Raw genomic sequence first — 24,057 nt, 5'->3', positions numbered from 1 at the left:
ATGAAAAAGATAACAGTAGTTGCGAATAACATTGAGTCCCTCGGACAATCGGTTAATGATGATTTAGTTCGGTTGGGTAATCAGGTGACATTGACTTCTCAGTTTGACCAAACTTTGAAAACAGCACAAGTGGTCGTTTGGCTGGCTGAAAATCCGCGAGTCGACGATCAAGTGTTTGATCTGATTGGCTTACTTGATCAGCGCGCTAAAGCTCCTGAAAAAATTGTCATGTTGTCGATTGCCGGAGTAAACGATGAAGTTGATACAAAAAAATTATCTAGTTGGTATGGGGATGAATATGGGGATTTGATTCTTTCATATCAATACGCCATTAAAATGATTGATGAACTTGAGATTCCATATACAATCGTCCGTGCTGCTCCGCAAACTAATGCTTCAACTAGTGTGAAAGTTTCTAATGAAGGAAGCCCGTTACAGGGTGATTTAGTGAATGTTGATTCGTTAGCAACAATAATTGCGAATGCCTGCTCAATCGATCAGTACACGAACCAATCAATTGGCGTCAGCGATATATAATATTGGACAAATAATGTAAAATGGTTACAATTAGTGAAAATATTGAATGAGGTGGAATAAATGAGTCAACGGCCAAATTTTCTGGACCCCAAACGATTAGTTGTTAAAATTGGTACCAGTAGTCTAATCTATCCAGACGGTCAGTTAAATTTAAGAACAATGGATGAATTAGCGTTTGTACTAAGCGCGGTTCGGAAAAAGGGTCGTGAAGTGGTTCTTGTTTCATCTGGAGCAATTGGTGTTGGATTAAACCAAATGCATTTGAAAAAAAGGCCAGCAGACATTGCATCGCAACAAGCAATTGCATCAATTGGGCAAAATGAACTGATGGCAATCTTCAATCAACGATTTGCCAGTTATGGTCAGCAGATTGGACAAGTTTTGCTGACACATGACGTGATGGATTATCCACATAGTCGGGAAAATGTATTGAATACGTTTGACCAGTTAATGAACATGAATGCAATCCCAATAGTGAACGAGAATGACACTGTGGCCGTTGATGAACTGGATCACAAAACGACTTTTGGTGATAATGATCAATTGTCTGCTATTGTCGCAACATCTTTAGATGCTGATTTGTTAATCGTTTTATCTGACATTGATGCACTCTTTAATGCTGATCCCCATGTTGATGATGATGCTCATCCACTACCTTATGTCGATGAAATTACTCCAGCAATTATTGAAGCTGCCGGTGGTTCCGGCACTAGATTTGGAACTGGCGGCATGGTGACTAAGCTAAAGGCTGCCCAGCGGGTGATGAGCGCTGGACATCAAATGGTGTTAGCTAACGGGACCGATCCCAAAATTATTTTTGATATTTTAGCCGGTAAATCAGTCGGAACGCTGTTTGCTCCGACGTTGAAACGGGAGGACTAGTCAATATGGATGATTTGCAAGTAATTGGGCAACAAGCCCAAACAGCAGAACGAGAATTGTCACAATTGTCAACAATCACTAAAAACCAAGTTCTAGTTCAAATGGCGCAATCGTTGAGACAGCACCAAGCAGAAATTATGTTGGCCAATCAACGTGACCTGAACTCTGCTTCGGATCTGGCTGTGAATTTTGTTGATCGATTGACTTTAACAGCAGAACGAATTGAACAAATGGCACTGGGGATGGAAAAAGTTGCACAATTATCAGACCCCATTGGTAATATTGAAAAAGGCTGGCGAACTGAAGCAGGGTTAATGATCGAACAGCAGCGAGTGCCTTTAGGTGTGATTGGTATTATTTATGAGGCACGGCCAAACGTTACTGCAGACGCTTCAGCTCTGACATTCAAGTCGGGCAATGCTGTTATTTTACGAGGTGGTAAGGAAGCACTCCAGACCAACATCACAGTGTGTGACGTTTTGCAATCCGTATTAAAACAAAACGACCTTAATCCATACATGATTCAAGTTATGCAGGACACATCGCATGAAACGGCTGACAAGATGATGCAGTTAACTGAATACATTGATGTTTTAATTCCACGTGGTAGCGCACGCTTAATTCAAGCAGTAGTACAAAATGCAAAGGTTCCTGTTATTGAAACTGGGGCAGGAAATTGCCATATTTACGTTGATGAATTTGCGCAATTACAAATGGCTTCAGATATTATTGTTAATGCCAAAACACAGCGACCATCCGTCTGCAACGCGGCTGAAAAAATTGTGATCCATTCGAGTGTTGTAAAAGAGTTTTTGCCAAAGATTGCTGAAGCGTTGAAGCCATTTAATGTTGAGTTGCGTGGGGATAAACGTGCACAAGAAATTTTACCTGACATTACGCCTGCAACAGAGGAAGACTGGGGTCTTGAATATAATGACTTCATTATGGCAGTCAAGGTAGTTGATTCATTAGATGAAGCAATCGATCACATTAATAAGTACAACACTAAACATTCAGAATCGATCATTACTGATAACTATGAAAATAGCGAAAAGTTTCTTCGTGAAATAGATGCGGCGTGCGTCTACGTGAACGCATCAACTCGTTTTACCGATGGTTTTGAATTTGGTTTTGGTGCCGAAATTGGTATTAGTACGCAAAAATTACATGCTCGCGGACCAATGGGGCTAAATGAATTAACGTCTACTAAGTACGTAATTCGTGGTAATGGTCAAATTCGTAAATAAAATCTCCTAACTGTATTGTACTTTTATGATTTTATGGTAATATATTAAGAGTACTTTTCAGTTATGCTGATTTAGCTCAGTTGGCAGAGCACTTCACTAGTAATGAAGGGGTCACAGGTTCGAATCCTGTAATCAGCATCACGGATACATGAAAGTCCCATTGGTTTGGGGCTTTTTTTGTGCGTCTAAATATCTAAATAGATATAATAATCAGATTATTACTAAATAAATTAATTTAATCAATAGTCCTGCAAGCTCTTGTAACCGCCATTTGCGGTTTGATATAATTTTTATATCGAATTTATTGGGGGATATATTATGAAAAAAGTTGTAGGTGCAGGAGTTGCAGTAATTGCTGTGTTGGCTTTGGCGGGTTGTGGGAGTAACTCGTCTCACAGTAAATCACAAAGTTCTAGTGACAAAAGTTCGGTCAGTACTAAAAATACATCAAGCAAGGATTCACATAAGAGTGCTACTAGTCAAAGCAGTACAAGTTCTGTGAACAGTCAAAGTAGTTCAACCAGCTCTAGTAGTTCCAGTAGCGATGATGCCGTACACAATGGAGTGCCGGCGGAATTGATCGGATTGTATCAGGATAAGGTAAAACAAAATGAATCTGATGGTTTTGCCCCTGTGTACGAATTTACTGCGGATTCGATTACTTTACAGTATTCTAATATGCCAAGTGAAAAAATCACGAATGTGACTTGGAAAATGCAAAATGGGGAATACCTGATTTCGGGAACTGGTCAGCCTAGTGGCTTATATAAAGGTGGACCTGAAACTTTGACAGTGCATAAGAATGGGGATGAATTAACGTTCCCAGGTATGGATACTAATGGAGCTTATCGGACTAGTCAGGTACAAGGTGACTGATGATTATGAAATATTGATCAATCATCATCAAATCTCGGTTTAGAGAATTCTGAATTTGACAAATATCACTCACCCTGTTTTAATGAATACAAATAGATCTGAGGTAGATTAAATGAGTAAACAGCAATTACAACAATTTAATTTTAGTTTCTTTAGATAGCGTCCATGTCTCAGATGTGGACGCCCAAATGGCTTGCGTCCATATCTGAGGAAATATCCGATAGGTATGGTTAATCTATCGGAGTTAAAATCGAGAATCAATCCGTTAGATTTAAGTGAGCTTAAGTCTGACGGATTTTTTGGTTTTATGAATGGAGAAAATAATATGAGAAAAATACACACGCTTGGTCCGAAAGCTACTGATAGCTATGAAGCATCACAGCACATTCCTGATGATGTTGAAAATGAAATCGTTCTTCATGATAGTTTTGATGATATTATTGAAAATCTGCAACATTATGCGGATGACTATTTATTATTGCCAGCAGCTTATCAAAGCAAGCACAGTGATTTTGGGTGGCGTGAGCTTAGTTATGAGTACTGGGACCGTTTGACATTAGAAACGGTTTATCATCATCCATTGAAGACCCTCTGTTTAATTTCAAATTTCAACTTTAAACAAAATAAGGCGATTATTCATCCTGCCACGACTAACTTATTAAACACGTACCTAAAAAAACAGAAATTGGATATTTCAATTCATTATGCCGGCAGTAAGGCCAGCGCGTACGATCACTTTGTGGCTGACGATTATCGTTTTACAATAGTTAGTGAAGATTCCTTAACGGAAGGTCATCCATATCAAATTATTCAGAAATATCATCCGGATATGGTATGGTGTCTTTATCACATCATTAAATAGGAAAGTGAAAATATGAAAAAAACACTGCTGGTCATTTTAATTGTGATTTTAGGTATCATTGGATTTAATTGGTACCAAAGTACTCAAACACTTAAGACGGCTAATGCCAGTGAATGGGATTTAAAACTGGTAAATGTTAATCATAGATTAGATTCAAATTTCGTCCCTAATTTGACAACGGTTGATAATGGACAACAGTTGGATTCACGAGTAGTGTCCAGCTACGAAAAAATGACTACGGCTGCCAAATCAGCTGGAGCAACACTGGTAGCGGGGTCTGGATATCGTTCGTATGCACAACAAGAACAAGTGTTGAATCGAAATATTGAGTCTCGAGAAGCGAAGGGGATGAGTGCGACTGCGGCCCGCTCTGATGCACTCAAGACGGTTAATCAACCTGGAGCTAGTGAACATCAAACTGGATTGGCAATGGATTTTTTGACTCCCCGTGAACAAAAAGCTGGTAGTGATGTAACTCAATCTTTTGCAAAAACGAAACAAGGTAAATGGTTGGCGGCTAATTCGTGGAAGTATGGATGGATACTACGATATCCAGAAAATGGGAAAAATTCCACGCATATTTCGTATGAGTCCTGGCACTTTCGCTACGTTGGTAAGCGTAATGCCAGCTATATCTACCATCATCATTTAACCCTGGAACAGTACATTGCTAAGATATCTAATTAAATAAACTGGTTGTTGTAGTTGCCATAACTAGATGTGTTGGGGTAAAATTGATTACGAAAATGGGGTGAAAAAATGGAGATTATGGATGAATATCGTGAGTGGGAAGAATCATTAGCGACGGTTGCATTGCCAACGTGGGATGAACTACCTAAGTTTGATTTGTATATGGATCAAGTTGTGGCTTTTGTAAACAGTACGTTAGGTAAGCTGGAATTTGAACCGATAACCTCATCAATGATTAACAACTATGTTAAGCATAAGGTTGTTGTGGCTCCAGTGAAGAAAAAGTACCAATCAATGCAAGTTGCTGATATTTTGATTATTAGTCTGTTAAAGTCTACATACTCGTTAGAAACGATCCGGTCAGGAATTGACCAAGTTACTAAGCGAAATTACCCAAAGCAGGGATATGATAGGTTTGTGTCGATGCTTGTAGCATCTCTAAAAGGTGAACAGTTACCCGATGATGATGGAACCAATCAGCTTAACAACAAGCTAATGGAGGTTGCTACTGAAAGTGTAATTACCAGTTTAAGAGCTAGAATGTTACTTAAATTAATGGAAAAAGAAAAGAATTAGGTTCTGATAAAAGGAATTTGGTGTTTGCCCATCAAATTTCTTTTATTTTTTTTGCAAAAAATGAAAGCGATTACAATTAGTTATTTAATTCACAAACTATTTTAGTCCTTGTTGTCGTATCAGTAATCGATATTGTGAAAAAATAACGCCGCTTTTATCACAACAAAGCATTGATTTTATTGACTTTGAAAAAGTTTGCACAAAAAGCTTTACAAAAATGAAAAACGGTATATACTCGTAGTTGTTAAGATGTTCACAAGATATTTATCGGGCATGGAGGGAAAATAATATGATTAAAGAACCCAAACAACAAGAAGAAGTAAACGTTGACGAAATGATTAACAAGCTCGTTGCAAATGGCCATACAGCTTTAGATGCATTGGACAGTTACAACCAAGAACAAATTGATCACATTGTTCACCAGATGGCAATGGCTGCTTTGGACAAGCATATGGAACTTGCTCAATTAGCTGTTGAAGAAACTGGTCGTGGTGTTGTAGAAGACAAAGCAGTTAAAAACATCTACGCATCAGAATACATCTGGCACTCAATCAAACATGATAAAACAGTTGGTATCATTAAAGATGACAAGGAACGTCAATTAATCACAGTGGCAGAACCACTTGGTGTCATTGCAGGGATCACCCCTGTTACGAACCCAACTTCGACAACAATCTTTAAATCATTAATTGCTGTTAAGACTCGTAACCCAATTATTTTCGCGTTCCATCCACAAGCTCAAAAGAGTAGTGTTGCTGCAGCTAAGATTTTGTTAGATGCTGCAGTTAAAGCTGGCGCACCTGAAAATATCATTCAATGGATCGATGCACCAAGCCTTGAAGCTACAACAGAATTAATTAATAACGACGGTGTTGCTAGTGTTCTTGCTACTGGTGGTCCTGGCATGGTTAAGGCTGCTTACTCAACTGGTAAACCTGCCTTAGGTGTTGGTCCTGGTAATGGTCCAGTTTATATTGAAAAGACAGCTAATATCAAACGTGCCGTTAATGACATTTTACTTTCTAAGACTTTTGACAATGGTATGATCTGTGCTTCAGAAAACAGTGCTGTTATTGAAGATAGCATTTATGATGAGACCATGGCTGAGTTTAAAGCTCACAATGCGTTTGTTGTTGCTAAGAAAGATCACAAGGCGTTACGTGATGCAATGTTTGATCCAAAACGGGGTGGTGTTAAGGGACCAATTCCAGGTATGTCTGCTTATAACATCGCTAAGCTTGCCGGCATCTCAGTACCAAAGGACACAAAGATCTTAATTGCTGAAATCAACGAAGTTGGTAAGCAAGAACTACTTTCTGCTGAAAAATTGTCACCAGTTCTGTCAGTTTATCGTGCTAAGACTCAAGAAAAGGCATTTGAATTATGTGATGCATTACTTCACTTCGGTGGCTTGGGCCATACAGCAGCTATTCAATCAGAAGATGACGATGTAATCCTGAAATTTGGTATCAAGATGAAGGCTAGTCGTGTGATTGTTAACACGCCATCAGCACTTGGTGGTATTGGTAACATGTATAACGAAATGATTCCTTCATTGACACTTGGTACTGGTTCATGGGGCAAAAACTCAATTTCTCACAACGTATCATCATTTGATTTAATCAATGTCAAAACTATCGCAAAGCGGCGGAATAACATGCAATGGGTAAAACTTCCACGAGTATACTTCGAAAAGACCTCTGTTCGTTATCTTGAGGACATGCCAAACGTTAAGAAAGTTATGATCATTACTGGACCAAGTATGGTTAAGTATGGTTATGCAGATATCGTTATCAACGAATTAAAGCGTCGTCCTAACGGTAACGAAATGCAATATGAAATCTTCTCAGATATCGAACCAGACCCATCGACAGATACTGTTGAACGTGGCTTGAAACAGATTCGCGAATTTGAACCAGATACAATCATTGCACTTGGTGGTGGTTCACCACTTGATGCAGCTAAGAACATGTGGCTATTCTACGAGCACCCAGAATCAAGTTTCTTTGGTGCTAAGCAAAAATTCTTGGATATCCGTAAGCGGACATACAAGTTTGGTACTGCTAACAAGGCTAAGTTTGTTGCTATTCCAACAACTTCAGGTACTGGTTCAGAAGTTACACCATTTGCTGTTATTACTGACAGCAAGACCCACGTTAAGTACCCATTAGCTGACTATGCTTTGACACCTGATGTGGCAATCGTAGACTCACAATTCATTGAAACTGTACCAAAGCGTACAATTGCTTACTCTGGTCTTGATGTTTTATCACATGCTACTGAGTCATACGTTTCAGCATTAGCATCAGATTACACTCGTCCATGGTCATTGCAAGCAGCTAAGTTAGTCTTTGACAACTTGGAAGCATCATATAATGGTGATGCACACGCTAAGGAAGAAATGCACAATGCTTCAACTTTAGCGGGTATGGCATTCGGAAATGCGTTCCTTGGTATTAACCATTCAGTTGCTCACAAATTAGGTGGAGAATTCAACTTAGCCCACGGACTATGTATTGCAATTACTTACCCGCACATTGTTAAGTACAACTCAACTGAACCACAAAAGTTCCAAGCATGGCCTAAGTATGAATACTTCCGTGCAAACAAGGACTATGCTGACTTAGCTCGTTACGTTGGGGTACAAGGCAATACTGACGAAGAATTGATCAACGGATTAATTGACAAGTTTGTTAAGCTGGCACATGCGGTTGGCGTCAACTTAAGCCTTAAAGGTAACGGCGTTAAGAAAGCCGATTTCGATAAGGCAATTGAAAATGGCCTTCCAGCATTAGCATATGAAGATCAATGTACTACAGCTAACCCTAAGGAACCTTTAATCGATGATTTGAAACAGATCATGATTGATGATTTTGATGGGAAAGGTATTGAAACAAAATAGAGTGCGAGCCAATCCAGTAAGCTCGTGGTAATATAACGGCCAAAACCCCATTAGGACTGAACCGTGGTCCTGATGGGGTTTTGGCCGTTATATTATGTCGAGCTGGATTGGCTCGCACGTTTCTACAATAAAAGTAGAAAGTGTGTTAATTTCATTCTAAACGTATAAACAAAAATTTATTACTAAACAAACACCTGATTCAGCGGTATTCCGTTAAAATTTATTGGTCAAAGAATTCACTTTCACATAAAATTCATGCTATATTTGTTAATAGAAATTACAGAAAGGATTGGCTGCTTTCTCAATAAGTTTAAGAAGGCGCCATAAACATAAAACTATGAATATGACATTTGCACTGATTGTGTTTGTATTTTGTATTTTATTTGCGGCTTTTATGGTCTATCGAGATACATTGGATCAAAAGCAGCAAACAACCGCTGATGTTGAAGACAACATGCCGATCTATCATAAATTGAAGGCGACTGTTCATATATTAACGGGAGTTGCAATTGTGTTTGCTGTCGCAACGGCGATTCTATACTTGATTGGAGTGACAAGTGGAGCTGTTTACGCATTGCTGTTAAGTAGTATTATCTTTATCATTAACGGTAACATTGTGATGCATTATCATTTGTTGCGAAGAGGAGAAGAAGCAAAGTAGAGTGCGGAGAGCACACGGGCTGAGGCTGTACAAATAAGGAGTGTAGCTAGATTGATTGCAGATTCTGCAATTGATTTAGTTGCACTCCTTATTTTTGTAAGGCCTCAGTGTGCTCGGAGCACGTTTTAGATGTAAGAGAAATTTTTAAATTGATGCATGATTCTAGGTGTATTTGCTATGAGTTGTTGAATAGTTAACGTTTTTTTGCCTCGGAAGGGATGCTCTTTTATGGTGGCTTTAGGCGGACTAGCCGAAACGCGACAAATAAACCAGGTCCTGCCATGTAAGCCAATAAGTCAAATATCCCAAACCCGGAGATATCCGTCTTATTCACTTACATAACTTGACCTAATCGGTTTATTTGTCACTCTACTCTATTATTCATGAAACAAATCTAGATATTTATTGATTTATACGGATAAATATCTTACAATGTAAGCGTACAACTTTGATGTAATTATATATTTTCTTACTTAATTATATAGGTGGAGGTTATCCCATGGATGCAGATCAAATTAAGAACGAAATTGTAAGCGGAAACACTGCTCTTGGTATTGAACTTGGTTCAACACGAATTAAGGCAGTTTTAGTTTCTACTGACTTCCAAACAGTTGCTTCAGGTGACTATGTTTGGGAAAACGAATTAAACCAAGGAATTTGGAGTTACCCACTCAACAAGGTTTGGGAGGGAATCCAAACAAGTTACGCTAACTTAGCCGCTGAAGTTGAAGACAAGTATGGCGTTGGCTTAACTAAGATAGGCTCAATTGGTATTAGTGCCATGATGCACGGCTACATGGCATTTGATAAGGGTGGAGAAATTCTTGTACCATTCCGTACATGGCGTAACAATATCACTGGCCAGGCTGCTAGTGAATTAACAGAACTCTTCAACTTTAACATTCCAGAACGTTGGAGTATTGCTCATCTTTATCAAGCAATTCTCAACAAGGAAGAACATGTTAAGAATGTTGACTTTATCACCACTCTTGACGGTTATGTTCACTGGAAGTTGTCTGGTGAAAAAGTCGTTGGTATTGGTGATGCATCTGGTATTTTCCCAATTGACGAAGGAACCAAAGATTTTGATGCTGGCATGTTAGACAAATTCCGTGCACTTCAAGCTGTTAAGCAGTATCAATGGGATATCAAAGACATTTTACCAAGTATTAAGGTTGCCGGTGAAAGTGCTGGTACATTATCTAGTGAAGGTGCCGCTTTACTTGATCCTAGTGGCCAGTTGCAAGCTGGTTCATTGATGGCTCCTTCAGAAGGTGATGCTGGTACAGGGATGGTTTCAACTAATGCTGTTCGTAAACGTACTGGTAATATTTCAGCCGGAACATCGGCATTCTCAATGGTTGTTTTGGACAGCCCATTGAAGAAGGTTCACCGTGATATTGATATGGTTACAACACCAGATGGCGCACCAGTTGCCATGGTGCATACTAACAACTGCTCGTCAGATATTAATGCATGGGCAAGTATCTTTAGTGAATTTGCACGTGCAATTGGTAAGCCACTAAAAGGTAACGAATTATACGGTGCTTTATTTGATAACTCATTAAAGGGTGATCAAGATGCTGGTGGCGTTGTTAACTTTGCTTATCTTTCAGGTGAAAACATCACTCGTTTACCAGAAGGCCGGCCAATGTTTGTCCGTAAGCCAGATGCTAACTTCAATTTGGCTAACTTCTTTAAGTCACAGCTTTATTCAGCATTTGCTCCTTTGAAGATTGGTATGGATATCCTATTGCGTGAGGAACACATTAAGACAGATGTCTTGATCGCTCAAGGTGGATTATTTAAGACACCAGTTGTTGCACAACAAGTGCTCGCTGACGCATTGAACACACCAATTACAGTTATGGGTAATGCTGGCGAAGGTGGACCATGGGGGATGGCTGTTCTAGCACTTTATGCCAAGAGTCACAAAGATGGTCAATCATTGTCTGATTATCTTGACGATGAAGTGTTTACTGATCCTGATAGTTCAACTCTTGATCCAGAACCTGTTAGTGTTCGCGGATACGAGAAATTTATTGATAATTACAAAGCAGCTTTACCTGTAGAGAGTAAGGCTGTAGAATCAATGAAGATGAACTAATAAGAAAGAGGGAGAATATTTAAATGTTAGAGGAACTTAAGCAAAAGGTCTATGAGGCTAACATGATGTTGCCAAAACTTGATCTTGTCACATTTACGTGGGGTAATGTCTCACAAATTGACCGTGAGAAAGGCTTATTTGTCATCAAGCCTTCTGGTGTTGATTATGACAAGATGAAGCCAGAAGACATGGTTGTCGTTAATTTGAAGGGTGAAGTTGTCGAAGGTGACATGAACCCTTCAAGTGATACCCCAACACACACATACCTTTACAATCATTTTCCAAACATCGGTGGTGTGACTCATACTCACTCACCTTGGGCAGTTTCGTTTGCACAAGCTAAGATGGACATTCCAGCCTTTGGTACAACTCATGCAGATACATTCTACGGGGATGTTCCAGCCGCAGATGCATTAAGCAAGGAAGAAATCGAAGATGCATATGAAGCAAATACCGGTAAGGTAATTGTGGATACATTTGAAAAACGTGGTATCGATCCAGACGCCGTCCCAGCCGTATTGGTCAGCCAACATGGACCATTCACATGGGGCAAAGATGCCGCTGACTCTGTGCATAATGCTAAGGTTCTTGAAGTCGTTGCTGAGATGGATTACCATACTCTTCAATTGACTCATGACGACAGTCATGTGCCACAATACTTGTTAGACAAGCACTATTATCGGAAGCATGGGGCCAATGCATATTACGGTCAAACTAATGCTAAGTCACAAGGACATGCTAAGAAGGCATAGTTTTGTGTGCTTAAATGGATATCGCAATCTTGAAGGTTGCGATATCCATTTTTTTGACTCTGTTATTCGGTAAGTAACTATAAATTTTCAATCTAATCAGAGTATTGGATGATTAATTCAAATAAAATGTTAGCGTAATCATCAAATAAATTAGAGACTAATTAAAATTGATGAAATAATTACGAAATCAATATGTAAAGATGATTTTGCCTATAAAAGCTGATTTAACGGTATTTTAAGGAACGTAAATAAAGCTTAAAAAGGTAATCGATTACAAAAATTGTAAAATAAATCAAATTAGTACTTGATTTATACGTACAAATATTTTATTGTTAGATATGTAAGCGGTACCTTGTCATATTTAATTCTAGACAAAATGTGATCGGGCACAGCAACTACAGCCATTATTTACCGTTAAGTGATGCTGATCGATACGAGTTCTGTTGACAAACTACTGGGTTTTTAGATAGCGCTTACGTTGACGGCATCATGTTTAATTCTTTGGAGCAAAGGAGAAAAGTACAATGGAAAATGAAAAGAAAATTCCAAGTTGGTTCATATACTTCTTTGGATCATTTGGTGGAATCCTTTTTGGTTATGATATTGGTGTTATGACTGGTGCCTTACCTTTCTTGAAAATTGATTGGGCAAGCGCAATGTCAAATGCTTCATTAGTCGGATGGGTTACTTCTGGTGTTACGTTCGGTGCCATCTTTGGTGGTGCAATTGCTGGACAATTAGCTGACCGTCTTGGTCGTCGTCGTATGATCTTGTATTCAGCTGTTATCTTCTGTATCTTCTCACTATTATCAGGTTTTGCACCTAACAACGGTACAATGTACTTGATTATCGTTCGGTGCTTCCTTGGTTTGGCCGTTGGTGCTGCTTCAGCACTTGTACCTCCATACATGGCCGAACTTGCACCTGCACGTTTACGTGGTCGTATGAATGGACTTAACCAAACAATGATTGTTTCTGGTATGTTGATTTCATACATCATGGATTACGTATTCAAAGGTTTACCAGTATCATGGGGCTGGCGTGTTATGTTAGCCTTCGCTGCTGTTCCTGCAATTATCTTGTTCTTTGGTGTTTTGAAATTACCTGAATCACCACGTTTCTTGGTTAACCATGGTCAAAACGACGAAGCTCGTAAGGTTTTGAGTTACGTTCGTGATAACGACAATGAAATTGATTCAGAATTAAGTGATATCAAGAAAACTGCTTCAGCAGAAAATGCTGCTGCTAACAAGAGTGTTAGCTACGCTTCATTATTTACTGGTAAGTATCGTTACCTAGTTATTGCCGGTGTTGGGGTTGCTGCCTTCCAGCAATTCCAAGGTGCAAACGCGATCTTCTACTATATTCCGTTGATCGTTGAAAGTGCTTTGAAGATTAACGCTAGTGATGCTTTGATTTGGTCAGTTCTCCAAGGTGTTATCTTGGTTGTCGGAGCTTTGCTCTACATGATCATTGCTGAAAAATTCAAGCGTCGTACATTGATCATGACTGGTGGTACAATCATGGCCATTTCATTCTTGATCCCAGCTATTGTTAACAAGATTACTGGTACTGAACACCCAATTCTTCTTTTGGTATTCCTATGTATCTATGTTTTCTTCTACGCCTTTACTTGGGCTCCACTAACATGGGTTATCGTTGGTGAAATGTTCCCACTGGCTGTTCGTGGTAAAGCCGCTGGCTTGGCTTCATCATTCAACTGGATTGGTTCATTCGTTGTTGGTCTGTTATTCCCAATCATGACTGCAAGTCTTCCACAAGAAGCCGTGTTCGCCATCTTCGGTGTTATCTGTATCTTCGGTGTTATCTTTGTTAAGTTCCGTGTTCCAGAAACTAAAGGTATTTCACTTGAAGAGATCGAAGCTAAGAACGTTAAGGAATAATTTCTCTAACATTGCAACAGCTCATTAATAAAATTTAAAAATAAATATTCGTTGGTATGCTTTGGTTGCGCGTATTAATGACATGAAGTTTTATGCGAGATCCTTTATGGGATCTCGTTTTTTTGTTGTCGGTTCTAAACGTGGTCAAGAGGTCAAATTCTCATTGTATAAGCAAGGTTTGGAAACATCCAAATGACGAATATTAGCGACCCTTGCTTATACAACATAATCTAAACGCCTTCTTGACGACTCTGTTTTTGTGGTATGATATCAACTGATTAGATAGCGAAGCAGGGTACTTCGTTCAACTTGGAGGAGCAACTAATGACAAAACCACTACCAGAGTTACCAGGAGATCAACTGGGTCCTAGATTAAAGATGCTTGATACACTAGTTGAAAAGGAATTGAACAATACGATTAGTAAAGTGATTCCTAATTTAACCGGTGTTCAAGTTGCTGTTCTTAACACTTTGTATATTGTAGATGATGAAATGTCTCAAAAATCATTGGAATTAAATTTCCGTTTGAGTCATCCGACCACTAGAGGAATCGTCAAGCGTCTTAGTTTAATGAATTACATTCAAGCCCGTAAGTCAGACACTGATGCGAGACAGGTCATGTTGAGCTTGTCACCAATTGGAAAAGAATTTATGGACGCTCATTTTGATCAAATTAGTAAACTAGTTGATCAAGTTGAAAAAAAGATGACAAAAGATGTGACACCTGGTGAGCAACATATCTTTATGGAAGTTGTTGACAAAATGATAAACAATTTTTGATGTTTTTATGAATAAACGTATCGAACCATAATTTTATGTATAATGTTTATATCAACGAATAGAAGCTAAAAACATACATTTGCTCACATAGTTATGAGCAGATTAAGGCTCAAAGACTGATTAAATATACTGATGTGTTCGGTCTAAAATGCGCTTTAGTTCTTTATAGTTGAAACATTTTCATAAAGTGTTAGACTGTGTGTTCAAATCGATGAAATAAAAATATTTAGATGATGAGAAATGAGGTGTAACGTAATGTTTAGGTTGATAGTGATGATTTTTATACTGGCCACGGGCTTATTTCAGCTTAATCGTGATCGTCACCAGTCATCAAAGAGTAGCAGGATAAGGATGATTTCTGTGTCGTTATTTATGCTGTCAGCTGTGACAATGATGTACGATAATTTATATGTATCACTAATTGGGTTGGCAATGGTTATTATTGCTGATGTTATTGCGGTCATGAATATGAAACAAAATAGAGTGCAAAAATAGACGGGTTGATCCGTCTCATATAAGCAAAGAGGACTGACAGCCTGGGTTTTGGCTGTGAGTCCTCTTTGCTTATATGATGTGGATCAGTCTATTTTTGCACGTTTCAGCTAGGCAGCAGGATGGATACTGATGGGTATGAGCTATATGGTTCTCTTTGCTTATATGATGTGGTTCGGACTGTTTTTGCTTGTTTCTGCTAATCATAGAGTTTTATCTTTAACTTTTTAGTGCTTCTGATCAATTTATATAATCGAAATGTGCTCCGAGTCCCCTGAGACCTAACGTATAAGAAGATTAGGAGAATCAATTGCCAAAAACCGGCAATCAATCCTCCTAATCTTCTTATACACCAGTCTCAGACCGGGGACTCTACGCACTCTTAATATGGATACTGTTCCCCAAACTCGTAAACAAGTTCAGGTTCCTTACTTACACGATGGTTCTTATTAACACTATCCATCAGTTGCATTTCTTCGTCTGTTAATGAGAAATCATAAATAGATGCATTTTGTGCAATTCTTTCTGGATGAGTTGATTTTGGTATGAATGCTACACCGTTTTGCAAGTGCCATCTGAGGATGATCTGAGCTGCTGAACGGTGTTTTTGCTCGGCAATTTTTGCAATGACGGGCTCGTTAAATACTTTTCCTCGTCCAAGCGGACTCCATGCCTGGGTAGCAATATTATTTTCTCTATCAAACTGAAGGAGTGGCTTCTGGCTCATGTAGGGACTAACCTCAATTTGATTTAATACTGGCATTTCACGTGCTTGGGTTGCCAAGTATTGAAGATGAACCATGCCATAGTTGCTGACACCAATCGATTTTGTGAGTCCTTGAGCTTTCAGATCTTCAAATGCACGCCACGTGTCGAAAAAGTGGGTGTTAATTGGCCAGTGAATTAATAATAAGTCAACATAATCCATCTGTAATTTTTTTAAAGATTCTTTCATTGAACGAATTGTGGCGTCATAACCTTGATTGGCTTCCGAAATTTTAGTAGTAATAAAAATTTGTTCGCGTGGCACCTGTAAATCATGTAAAATCTTACCAAGATACTGTTCGTTTTCGTACATTTGTGCAGTGTCAAACAGACGGTATCCTTGCTGCCATGCGGCAGTCACGGCCTGCTCAAATTCGGATTGATCGGTGATTTTGTAAACACCGAACCCCTGCTGTGGCATCTTATTGCCATCGGCGAGAGTGATGAAGTTATCGCTAATATCTGTCATAATGGCCTCCGTTTAGTTTATTAACATGCTCTATTATAAACGTAAAAGCTAAAAAGAAAAAAAGTTTATCATCTGTTGAAGCAAAAAACGTTTCCAAGTGATATAGTATTAGCAAAGATACGTAAAAATGAGGAGTTAGATTTCGTGGAAAGTAAATATGAAATGGTCAAGCAGGGCCTGAAGTCAGAGATTATTGCCGGCAAGTACCAAGTCACCGATAAACTGCCAACAGAGTCCGAGCTGATGGAACAATATAAGGTAAGTCGATACACAATTCGTCGTGCAATCGGTGAACTAGAGAATGAACATTACGTCTACCGTATTCAAGGTGGGGGGATGTTTGTTGACGAATGGCAAAAGGGCCGTTCAAGTAAGGTCAATAATAAGATGATTGGCTTGATTACAACGCATATCGCCGATTATATTTTTCCAAGCATCATTAGTGGCATAGATCGGGTAATCTCCGATAACGGGTACTCAATGATCTTGAGTAATACACATAACAATCACCAAAAGGAACGGCAAAGCTTGATCCGTATGCTTGATGATAATATCGAAGCAATGATTATTGAACCAACTCAAAGTGCTTTACCTAACCCTAATCGTGACATCTATGAAAAAATCAAAGCGTCTGGAATTCCAACGCTATTTATCAACTCTCATTATGAGGACTTCACCTTTCCATATGTTGAGACACAAGATTCCGATGCTGAGCAGCAATTGACCGAGTACTTATTTACCCAAGGACATGAAAAAATACTTGGCATTTTTCAAATAGACGATTTGCAGGGAGTTCATCGGATGGACGGCTTTATTCACGCATACCTTAAGCATCCGAAGATATCGTACTTAAGTGAAATGGTTATGTACCAATCGAGTGATGAAATGGTTAAGATTTTCGATAAGGTTTCGGGTATTTTTCAGCGCGAAGATCGACCAACAGCGATTGCTTGTTATAACGATCAATTGGCAATTCAAATTATTGATGTTGTCCGTTCGCTGGATTTACGAATTCCAGAAGATGTTGCCGTTGTCGGTTTCGATGATTATCAACTAAGTAAGTACATTGAACCAAGCTTAACAACGATTGTCCATCCAAAGGGTAAGATGGGGATTGATGCTGGCAAATTATTGATGAGAATGATTAACCATGAGGAAGTGGAATCAATTCGCTATCCTTTGGATCTAAAAATTAGAAAATCAGCAGGTATTAAGAAGAATCAATAGTTAATAAATTTATGTCACCAATTTTAAAAAAGTACAATTAATTTAATTATTATTACCAAAAGTCGTCCAGTGGGCGGCTTTTTTAGTGACTTTTACTATTTGATAAATTTATTTTCTAAACGATAAAAGCACTGATATCGCACAGATTTATCAGCTATTGAGGGCTAATACTTGTCATTTTTATGCTATCAAAAAAAGTTTTTGTTGATTTATACGGACAAATATCATACAATATGTATGTAAGCGATTTAAGTGTTGCGGTTGCTTGGATGAAAACGCTATTCAAATTCTATTGCAACACAATAAATTAAAAAGGAGATCATCTCATGTCATTACAAGTACCTGATTATGAATTCTGGTTTGCAACTGGTAGTCAATTTTTGTATGGTGAAGATCAACTGAAATCAGTTGAAAACGACGCCCGTGAAATTGTCGACAAATTAAACGAAAGTGGTAAGTTACCATACAAGGTTGTATTTAAGTTGGTTGCTACTACCGCCGAAAACATCACTCAGTTTATGAAGGATGCTAACTACAATGACAACGTTGCCGGTGTCATCACATGGATGCACACATTCTCACCAGCTAAAAACTGGATTCGCGGTACAAAATTATTGCAGAAGCCATTACTTCACTTGGCAACACAATTCTTAAACAAGATCCCATATGACACAATTGATTTTGATTACATGAACCTTAACCAAAGTGCCCATGGTGACCGTGAATATGGATACATCAATGCTCGCTTAGGCCTTAACAACAAGATTGTTTACGGCTGGTGGGGCGATGAAGAAACACAAAACGAAATCGGTAAGTGGGAAGATGTTGCAGTAGCCTACAACGAAAGCCAAAAGATTCGTGTTGTTCGTTTCGGTGATAACATGCGTAATGTTGCCGTTACTGAAGGTGACAAGGTTTCAGCACAAATTAAATTTGGCTGGACTGTTGATTACTATGGTGTCGGTGATTTGGTTGAAGAAATCAAGCACGTTGACGAAAAAGACGTTGATGCAAAATATGAAGAATTACAAAAGGACTATACATTTGTTGTTGGCGACAACACACCTGAAAAGTTCGAATCTTCAGTTAAGGAACAACTTCGTCAATACTTCGCATTGAAGTCATTCATGGAACGTAACAACTATCACGCATTTGTTACAAACTTCGAAGATCTTTGGGGCTTGAAGCAATTACCTGGTTTAGCTGCTCAATTATTGATGGCTGAAGGTTATGGATTCGGTGCTGAAGGTGACTGGAAGACAGCTGCTTTGGCACGTCTCCTTAAGATCATGTCACACAACAAACAAACAGCCTTCATGGAAGACTACACACTTGAATTACAACATGGTAAAGAAGCTATCCTTGGTTCACACATGTTGGAAGTTGATCCAACAATTGCTAGTGATAAGCCTCGTGTTGAAGTTCACCCATTGGATATTGGTGGCAAAGATGATCCTGCACGTCTTGTATTTACAGGTTCAGCTGGTGATGGTATCGATGTTACCGTTTCAGACATGGGTACAGACTTCAAGATGATTGGTTACGATGTTACTGCTGCTAAAGCACAAGAAACTCCACATCTTCCAGTTGCTAAGCAATTATGGACACCTAAAGTTGGCTTGAAGAAGGGCGCAACTGCTTGGATTCACGCTGGTGGTGGTCACCATACTGTATTCTCACTTGCTTTGACAAGCACACAGTTGCAAGACTTTGCCAACTTGATCGACTTAGACTTTGTTGACATTCAATAATTTAAAATTTTCGATTAAAAGGAATCGCTAAAGCGATTCCTTTTTTTAGTGTCCAGGCATTTTAAAAATAATGTTAATTACACTCTTTTTAGATAATTTATAAAAACACGTAGAACAAACACCCACGTGAAGACATTTAATGTTTTTCTTAAAAATGATAGCATCTATCTGAATGATGGTAATGATAGTTTACACGTTATTTAGTAGATGATTAACATCTTAAACTGTATAAGCTATGTTACAAAATATTTTCTTGACGTTTTAATAGTTATATACGTGTTACAATCATTTTAATTTAATAGATTTACTATTTATTACTAATTGTCAGTACTTTATTGGGAGTACAACACTGGTTGCTAGTGAACCGGTTTGTATAAAGAAAGGATGAATTAGAATATGTCTAGAAATAACAAATCCAGCTTCTTACGTCAAAATGCACAGGAACACTACAAGATGTATAAACGTGGTAAAAATTGGGTGTATGCTGGAATTTTTACTTTTGCAATTTCATTGGGGGTTGGTTTAAGCACTCAAAACGCTGAGGCTAGTGATACAACACCGGTATCCACTGATACGTCTGTTGTGACGAGTGCCGCTAACAGCAATACTGCAAGTGTGGCTTTGAACTCGCATAGCACGAATAATTTGTCAGAAGCTAATAACGCTGCAAGCAACTTCTCAGTTGACAATGCTAGTGAGACTGTAGCTGCAACGTCAACATCTACTAGTCAAACTGAAAGTAGTGTAGCTAGCGAAGCAATTGTATCCGAACCAGCTAATCAAACTGATACAAGCAGTGCATCTAAATCTGACAGGGCGGTGTCAGCACAACGAACATCAGTCGATGCTAATCAAGCGTCAAGCTCTGCTGATATACAGACATTAAATAATCCAACAAGTGATCAAATACAGGAAGCAAAGTCGGCAGCTGAAGAGCAGTATCAACAAACTGGTCAGCCACAACAAATTAATGCAATAGCTGCTGATACAGCCACTTCTGGAACGGTTTCCACTGGCGGTCAATGGCAAATTAGTGATGGGACTTTGCAAATTGCCGGTGATATTAGTGGTTTGACCACGCCTGCTCCATGGAGTGGCAATACTGATATTACCAGTATCGATTTTGTGTCAAATTCTACAATATTACCAGCTGATTCCAGTAATCTATTTGCAAATCTACCAAGCTTAACGACGGTGAGTGATATAAATAACATTGATTTCACTAATATTACTAGCATGAAGAACATGTTTGCTAACGATACAGCACTCACGAATATTACATTTGCAACGTCTGTTGGTGGAGCTAATTTAACAGATGTTAGTGGCATGTTTGAAAATGATACTAGTTTACAAACAGTTGATGTTAGTGGAATGAACATTGAAACAGTTACGACTGCCGCTGACATGTTTAGAAATGACACTAGTCTAACGAGTGTCAACGCTCAATGGGGTGTTGGAAACTCAATGCAAGATATTAGTGGGATGTTTGAAAATACGCCACAACTGACGACTTTAAATATTTCTGGTTGGCAGATGACTAATCTCACGACCGCGGCTAATTTCTTAAATAACTTAACTGCTGATAATCAGGCGGGTAATAGTCAATTGGCTACCATTGATACATCTCAATGGGTGTCGGACGTGTTCACAGATTTGAGTGGGGCTTTTGCTGGGAATAGCGGGCTTACGGACCTTAATTTAGGCCAAATTGGCACCAGTCATGTTACAACAATGGCCAACATGTTCTATCAAGATAGCTCACTAAGTGAAGTTGATAATTATCCAAAGTGGGATGTTAGCAACGTTACTGATTTTGACAACCTGTTTAACGGCACAGCCTTTACGACCCTTAACTTCGAGGCTTGGACACCGAATGCGAGTGCGACGATGAATCAGATGTTAGATAATAATTCGCATTTGATCAACATTACCTTTGGTGCTGACATGCCGGCCATGAATTTAGCTAATATCAATGTTAATAATCCAACTTGGGCAGCTGTAGGTTTTGGTACTGGTGACGTCAATGGCGGTGGTGTTGGTCAGACTGTGACCAATCCTTCAGGGGCTATCGTCACCAGTTATGATGGTGTAACGCCTGACACATATGTATTGGCAAATACCGCCACGATTACTTATTTAGATGCTGATAATGGTGACCAACCTATTGCAGGACCCCAAGGAACGCAGGTTATTAGTGGCGCGGTTAGCCCAGATGCTAGTTATGCTGCCAATTATTTAATGCAACTTCCCACAGGCTATACACTAGCGGATAGTACCCAAAATAGATTAGGCACTGATGTCATCAAACTCGGTGATGATGACAGTGATGATTTTACGGTAGAATTAAAACACATTATTGATACCGAAACTGACGATTGGACATTACAAATTGGTTATATTAATGACACGATTGGAAAAGGTAGTACGACCTCGATGGGGGTGACGACCGTATATTCGCCAAACGTCATTTGGACTATTGCATATGACGAAGTCACTAAAATTACAACATATACTCCAAGTATTGATTCGGCGACTTTAACACTGAATAATTTTCCAGTCGGGTATTCACCAGATATCGCGGCTTACCCAAATGGTGGGTTTGCCGACAGCGCTACTGACCCACTAGGTGCCACCTATGATGCTAGCACGCAAACCGTTGATTTCACACCAGTTTTGCAAAGCCAAAGCGTTTCTGATGGTACTGACCCTTTGGATATCGGACGAGGTGCCTATACGGTTACGATTCATGTTACTGCTGACCCACAACAAGCCCAAGTGATTTTTGAAGATGAAGATAATAACAATGCACAAGTTGGAGCAGGTATTCCAATTAATGGCGTTACTAATGAAAGCACGACATATAACGTCTCACAGCAGATTCCAACCGGTTATGAATTAGCTGATGCTTTCCAACCAGTTTCTGGAAACTATAGTTTTACAATTCCTACTAGTGCCACTGAAGTCCCAACTTGGGTCCCTAAAATTGTGTTATTAAAACATGTTCACGATAGTGGCACCACAACCACCACGAATACGGTCACTTATACTGGGTTGCCAAACAATTTAACACCGGCTGACAATGTTACGAGTGTGAACTGGAATGTGGACTTGGATCAGGCTAACAACGATGAAACCTTTACCCCTACAAGTACTGGTAACACGGTTACGAGCCCTGTAATACCTGGCTATACTGCTAGCCAAACCACGGTAACTTTTACCAATGATCCGTTAGGACCTAGCGATGGGGCAGTTAATAAAGCAGATGTTCCTCAAAATCAAAAAATAACTGTCACATATACTGCTGATCAACAAAATGCTACAGTTACGTATATCGATGATGATGAAAATAGTACCATCCAAACCGATAAACTAACTGGTGGTAGCAATACCACTAGTGACTATGATTACACTGGTACACTAAAAGGTTTCACAGATGAAGGCTATGAACTTGTTAGTACGGATGTTCCAGCTTCAATTGTGTTCGACAGTGATGATAATGCAGATCAAGCTTATACCGTTCATCTAAAACATGTTCATGATGTCAATCAAGCTGCTATAACGACTAATAACGTAGTTACTTATACAGGAACACCAACTGACTTGACACCAGCTGATAGTACCAATCCTGTTACTTGGAGTTCAGATACTGATGAAGTCACTGGGACGGTTGTTTACACGCCAAGTGACCAAAGCGAAACAGTTCCCACTCCACCAGTAACCGGCTACACTCCAGATCAAGATGAAGTGACCTTTACCAACACACCAATTACTGCTACAAAAGAGCAAACAACAACTCCACAAGATCAGCAACAAACGGTTATTTATACGGCAGATACTCAAAAAGCAGTGGTCGAGTATGTCGATGGAAATGGTAATAAGATTCTTGCTGACCAACCAATTTCTGGAGGTACGGGATCGTTGGTCGAGCACGATCAAATTGTTCCAAATATTCAAGAAGCTATTAATCAGGGATACAACCTAGTAACTGATGGCACTTTAAATGCACAGTTTGATAATGATGACAACACAGATCAAGTTTTCAAAGTGGTCTTAACTCCAGTGCCAGTTATTAAAACAACGACACCAATTAAACCAGAATTACCAAATGGAAATGATGTTCCTGGGGAACCAACAACTCCTGTAACAGAAACCGGAATTCCAGATACACCAATTGACACAACTATGTATCCAAATATTCCAGGTTATACAGTAGTTCCGGGACAACCGGTTCCTAATTTCCCAGAGAAGACAAATACACCAACGATTGTTATTTATGCACCTGATACACAAAAAGCTGTCGTGGAATATATTGATGAAACGACTGGCGATACGATTATTCCTAATCAATCCATTAGTGGAGATACAAGTACACAGNGTACCAGGTATCCAAGAAGCCATTAACCAAGGCTACAACCTAGTAACTGATGGAACCTTGAATGCTTACTTTGACAATGACGACAACACGGATCAAGTCTTTAAGGTAGTCTTAACACCAGTGGCACCGATTGAAATTACCACACCACTGGTCCCTGAGGGACCAAACGGAGAACCATTAACACCAACGGAACCAAAGACGG

Annotated in this window: 18 protein-coding genes, 1 tRNA gene and 1 pseudogene; 19 read left to right on the top strand and 1 reads right to left on the bottom strand. The window is 39.2% G+C overall.

Translation table 11 applies throughout. From position 1 onward, the window contains the following. The 15 genes from FD16_RS05680 to FD16_RS05610 all read left to right on the top strand — a co-directional run bounded on the left by FD16_RS05680 (nucleotide 1) and on the right by FD16_RS05610 (nucleotide 15,271). Nucleotides 1-537, top strand: a complete 537-nt coding sequence (locus FD16_RS05680) for an NAD(P)H-binding protein (RefSeq protein WP_056938537.1) — start codon at nucleotides 1-3, stop codon at nucleotides 535-537. Nucleotides 538-597: 60 nt separating this feature from the next. Next, nucleotides 598-1,419 carry a glutamate 5-kinase gene (gene proB / locus FD16_RS05675; RefSeq protein ID WP_010621400.1) on the top strand — a complete coding sequence of 274 codons (822 nt, stop codon included), beginning with the start codon at nucleotides 598-600 and terminating at the stop codon, nucleotides 1,417-1,419. Between the two features lie 5 nt (nucleotides 1,420-1,424). Next, nucleotides 1,425-2,666, top strand: coding sequence for a glutamate-5-semialdehyde dehydrogenase (locus FD16_RS05670; protein WP_010621401.1), 1,242 nt, complete (start codon nucleotides 1,425-1,427; stop codon nucleotides 2,664-2,666). Nucleotides 2,667-2,731: 65 nt separating this feature from the next. Further along, nucleotides 2,732-2,804 (top strand) — tRNA-Thr (locus FD16_RS05665). Between the two features lie 180 nt (nucleotides 2,805-2,984). Next, a complete protein-coding gene (locus tag FD16_RS05660) occupies nucleotides 2,985-3,542 on the top strand; it encodes a hypothetical protein (protein WP_010621402.1) in 558 nt (185 codons plus the stop codon). Nucleotides 3,543-3,867: 325 nt separating this feature from the next. Further along, on the top strand, nucleotides 3,868-4,404 hold the full coding sequence (locus tag FD16_RS05655) for a hypothetical protein (protein WP_033385542.1): 537 nt from the start codon (nucleotides 3,868-3,870) through the stop codon (nucleotides 4,402-4,404). Nucleotides 4,405-4,416: 12 nt separating this feature from the next. Then, a complete protein-coding gene (locus FD16_RS05650) occupies nucleotides 4,417-5,091 on the top strand; it encodes a M15 family metallopeptidase (RefSeq protein WP_010621404.1) in 675 nt (224 codons plus the stop codon). Nucleotides 5,092-5,163: 72 nt separating this feature from the next. Then, nucleotides 5,164-5,670 carry a DUF1836 domain-containing protein gene (locus tag FD16_RS05645; RefSeq protein WP_010621405.1) on the top strand — a complete coding sequence of 169 codons (507 nt, stop codon included), beginning with the start codon at nucleotides 5,164-5,166 and terminating at the stop codon, nucleotides 5,668-5,670. Nucleotides 5,671-5,959: 289 nt separating this feature from the next. Further along, complete coding sequence (gene adhE, locus FD16_RS05640; protein WP_010621406.1) at nucleotides 5,960-8,572, top strand: bifunctional acetaldehyde-CoA/alcohol dehydrogenase; 2,613 nt, start codon at nucleotides 5,960-5,962, stop codon at nucleotides 8,570-8,572. A 337-nt stretch (nucleotides 8,573-8,909) separates the two neighbouring features. Continuing rightward, nucleotides 8,910-9,233, top strand: a complete 324-nt coding sequence (locus FD16_RS05635) for a hypothetical protein (RefSeq protein WP_010621407.1) — start codon at nucleotides 8,910-8,912, stop codon at nucleotides 9,231-9,233. A 499-nt stretch (nucleotides 9,234-9,732) separates the two neighbouring features. Beyond that, nucleotides 9,733-11,340, top strand: a complete 1,608-nt coding sequence (locus FD16_RS05630; protein WP_010621408.1) for a xylulokinase — start codon at nucleotides 9,733-9,735, stop codon at nucleotides 11,338-11,340. A 23-nt stretch (nucleotides 11,341-11,363) separates the two neighbouring features. Continuing rightward, on the top strand, nucleotides 11,364-12,092 hold the full coding sequence (locus FD16_RS05625; protein ID WP_010621409.1) for an L-ribulose-5-phosphate 4-epimerase: 729 nt from the start codon (nucleotides 11,364-11,366) through the stop codon (nucleotides 12,090-12,092). Between the two features lie 524 nt (nucleotides 12,093-12,616). Continuing rightward, entirely contained in the window at nucleotides 12,617-13,996 is a 1,380-nt protein-coding gene (locus FD16_RS05620) for a sugar porter family MFS transporter (protein WP_010621410.1), read from the top strand. Between the two features lie 324 nt (nucleotides 13,997-14,320). After that, entirely contained in the window at nucleotides 14,321-14,776 is a 456-nt protein-coding gene (locus FD16_RS05615; protein ID WP_010621411.1) for a MarR family winged helix-turn-helix transcriptional regulator, read from the top strand. Between the two features lie 255 nt (nucleotides 14,777-15,031). After that, complete coding sequence (locus FD16_RS05610; protein ID WP_029508309.1) at nucleotides 15,032-15,271, top strand: hypothetical protein; 240 nt, start codon at nucleotides 15,032-15,034, stop codon at nucleotides 15,269-15,271. Nucleotides 15,272-15,650: 379 nt separating this feature from the next. Here the strand turns inward: FD16_RS05610 and FD16_RS05605 are convergent, their stop codons facing one another. Beyond that, a complete protein-coding gene (locus FD16_RS05605; RefSeq protein ID WP_010621412.1) occupies nucleotides 15,651-16,502 on the bottom strand; it encodes an aldo/keto reductase in 852 nt (283 codons plus the stop codon). Between the two features lie 144 nt (nucleotides 16,503-16,646). Between FD16_RS05605 and FD16_RS05600 the strand changes: the two genes are divergently transcribed. From FD16_RS05600 to FD16_RS12750, 4 genes and pseudogenes are all read left to right on the top strand, one after another. Next, entirely contained in the window at nucleotides 16,647-17,729 is a 1,083-nt protein-coding gene (locus FD16_RS05600; protein ID WP_010621413.1) for a GntR family transcriptional regulator, read from the top strand. A gap of 326 nt (nucleotides 17,730-18,055) precedes the next feature. Further along, nucleotides 18,056-19,480, top strand: coding sequence for an L-arabinose isomerase (gene araA, locus FD16_RS05595; RefSeq protein ID WP_010621414.1), 1,425 nt, complete (start codon nucleotides 18,056-18,058; stop codon nucleotides 19,478-19,480). A gap of 396 nt (nucleotides 19,481-19,876) precedes the next feature. Continuing rightward, nucleotides 19,877-23,854 (top strand): annotated as a pseudogene (locus FD16_RS13350) (mucin-binding protein); the annotation flags it as partial. 1 nt (nucleotide 23,855) lies between these two features. Continuing rightward, a partial coding sequence (locus FD16_RS12750; protein ID WP_235804810.1) for a mucin-binding protein occupies nucleotides 23,856-24,057 on the top strand: 202 nt, incomplete at both ends.

This window comes from Paucilactobacillus suebicus DSM 5007 = KCTC 3549 (assembly GCF_001434475.1).
Classification (GTDB): domain Bacteria; phylum Bacillota; class Bacilli; order Lactobacillales; family Lactobacillaceae; genus Paucilactobacillus; species Paucilactobacillus suebicus.
Note: the sequence above shows the minus strand (reverse complement) of the source record. Positions and strands in the feature narration are given on the sequence as shown.

Coding starts and splice junctions, on each gene's coding strand:
- FD16_RS05680 (WP_056938537.1), top strand. CDS start 1: ATGAAAAAGATAACAGTAGTTGCGAATAACATTGAGTCCCTCGGACAA.
- proB (WP_010621400.1), top strand. CDS start 598: ATGAGTCAACGGCCAAATTTTCTGGACCCCAAACGATTAGTTGTTAAA.
- FD16_RS05670 (WP_010621401.1), top strand. CDS start 1,425: ATGGATGATTTGCAAGTAATTGGGCAACAAGCCCAAACAGCAGAACGA.
- FD16_RS05660 (WP_010621402.1), top strand. CDS start 2,985: ATGAAAAAAGTTGTAGGTGCAGGAGTTGCAGTAATTGCTGTGTTGGCT.
- FD16_RS05655 (WP_033385542.1), top strand. CDS start 3,868: ATGAGAAAAATACACACGCTTGGTCCGAAAGCTACTGATAGCTATGAA.
- FD16_RS05650 (WP_010621404.1), top strand. CDS start 4,417: ATGAAAAAAACACTGCTGGTCATTTTAATTGTGATTTTAGGTATCATT.
- FD16_RS05645 (WP_010621405.1), top strand. CDS start 5,164: ATGGAGATTATGGATGAATATCGTGAGTGGGAAGAATCATTAGCGACG.
- adhE (WP_010621406.1), top strand. CDS start 5,960: ATGATTAAAGAACCCAAACAACAAGAAGAAGTAAACGTTGACGAAATG.
- FD16_RS05635 (WP_010621407.1), top strand. CDS start 8,910: ATGAATATGACATTTGCACTGATTGTGTTTGTATTTTGTATTTTATTT.
- FD16_RS05630 (WP_010621408.1), top strand. CDS start 9,733: ATGGATGCAGATCAAATTAAGAACGAAATTGTAAGCGGAAACACTGCT.
- FD16_RS05625 (WP_010621409.1), top strand. CDS start 11,364: ATGTTAGAGGAACTTAAGCAAAAGGTCTATGAGGCTAACATGATGTTG.
- FD16_RS05620 (WP_010621410.1), top strand. CDS start 12,617: ATGGAAAATGAAAAGAAAATTCCAAGTTGGTTCATATACTTCTTTGGA.
- FD16_RS05615 (WP_010621411.1), top strand. CDS start 14,321: ATGACAAAACCACTACCAGAGTTACCAGGAGATCAACTGGGTCCTAGA.
- FD16_RS05610 (WP_029508309.1), top strand. CDS start 15,032: ATGTTTAGGTTGATAGTGATGATTTTTATACTGGCCACGGGCTTATTT.
- FD16_RS05605 (WP_010621412.1), bottom strand. CDS start 16,502: ATGACAGATATTAGCGATAACTTCATCACTCTCGCCGATGGCAATAAG.
- araA (WP_010621414.1), top strand. CDS start 18,056: ATGTCATTACAAGTACCTGATTATGAATTCTGGTTTGCAACTGGTAGT.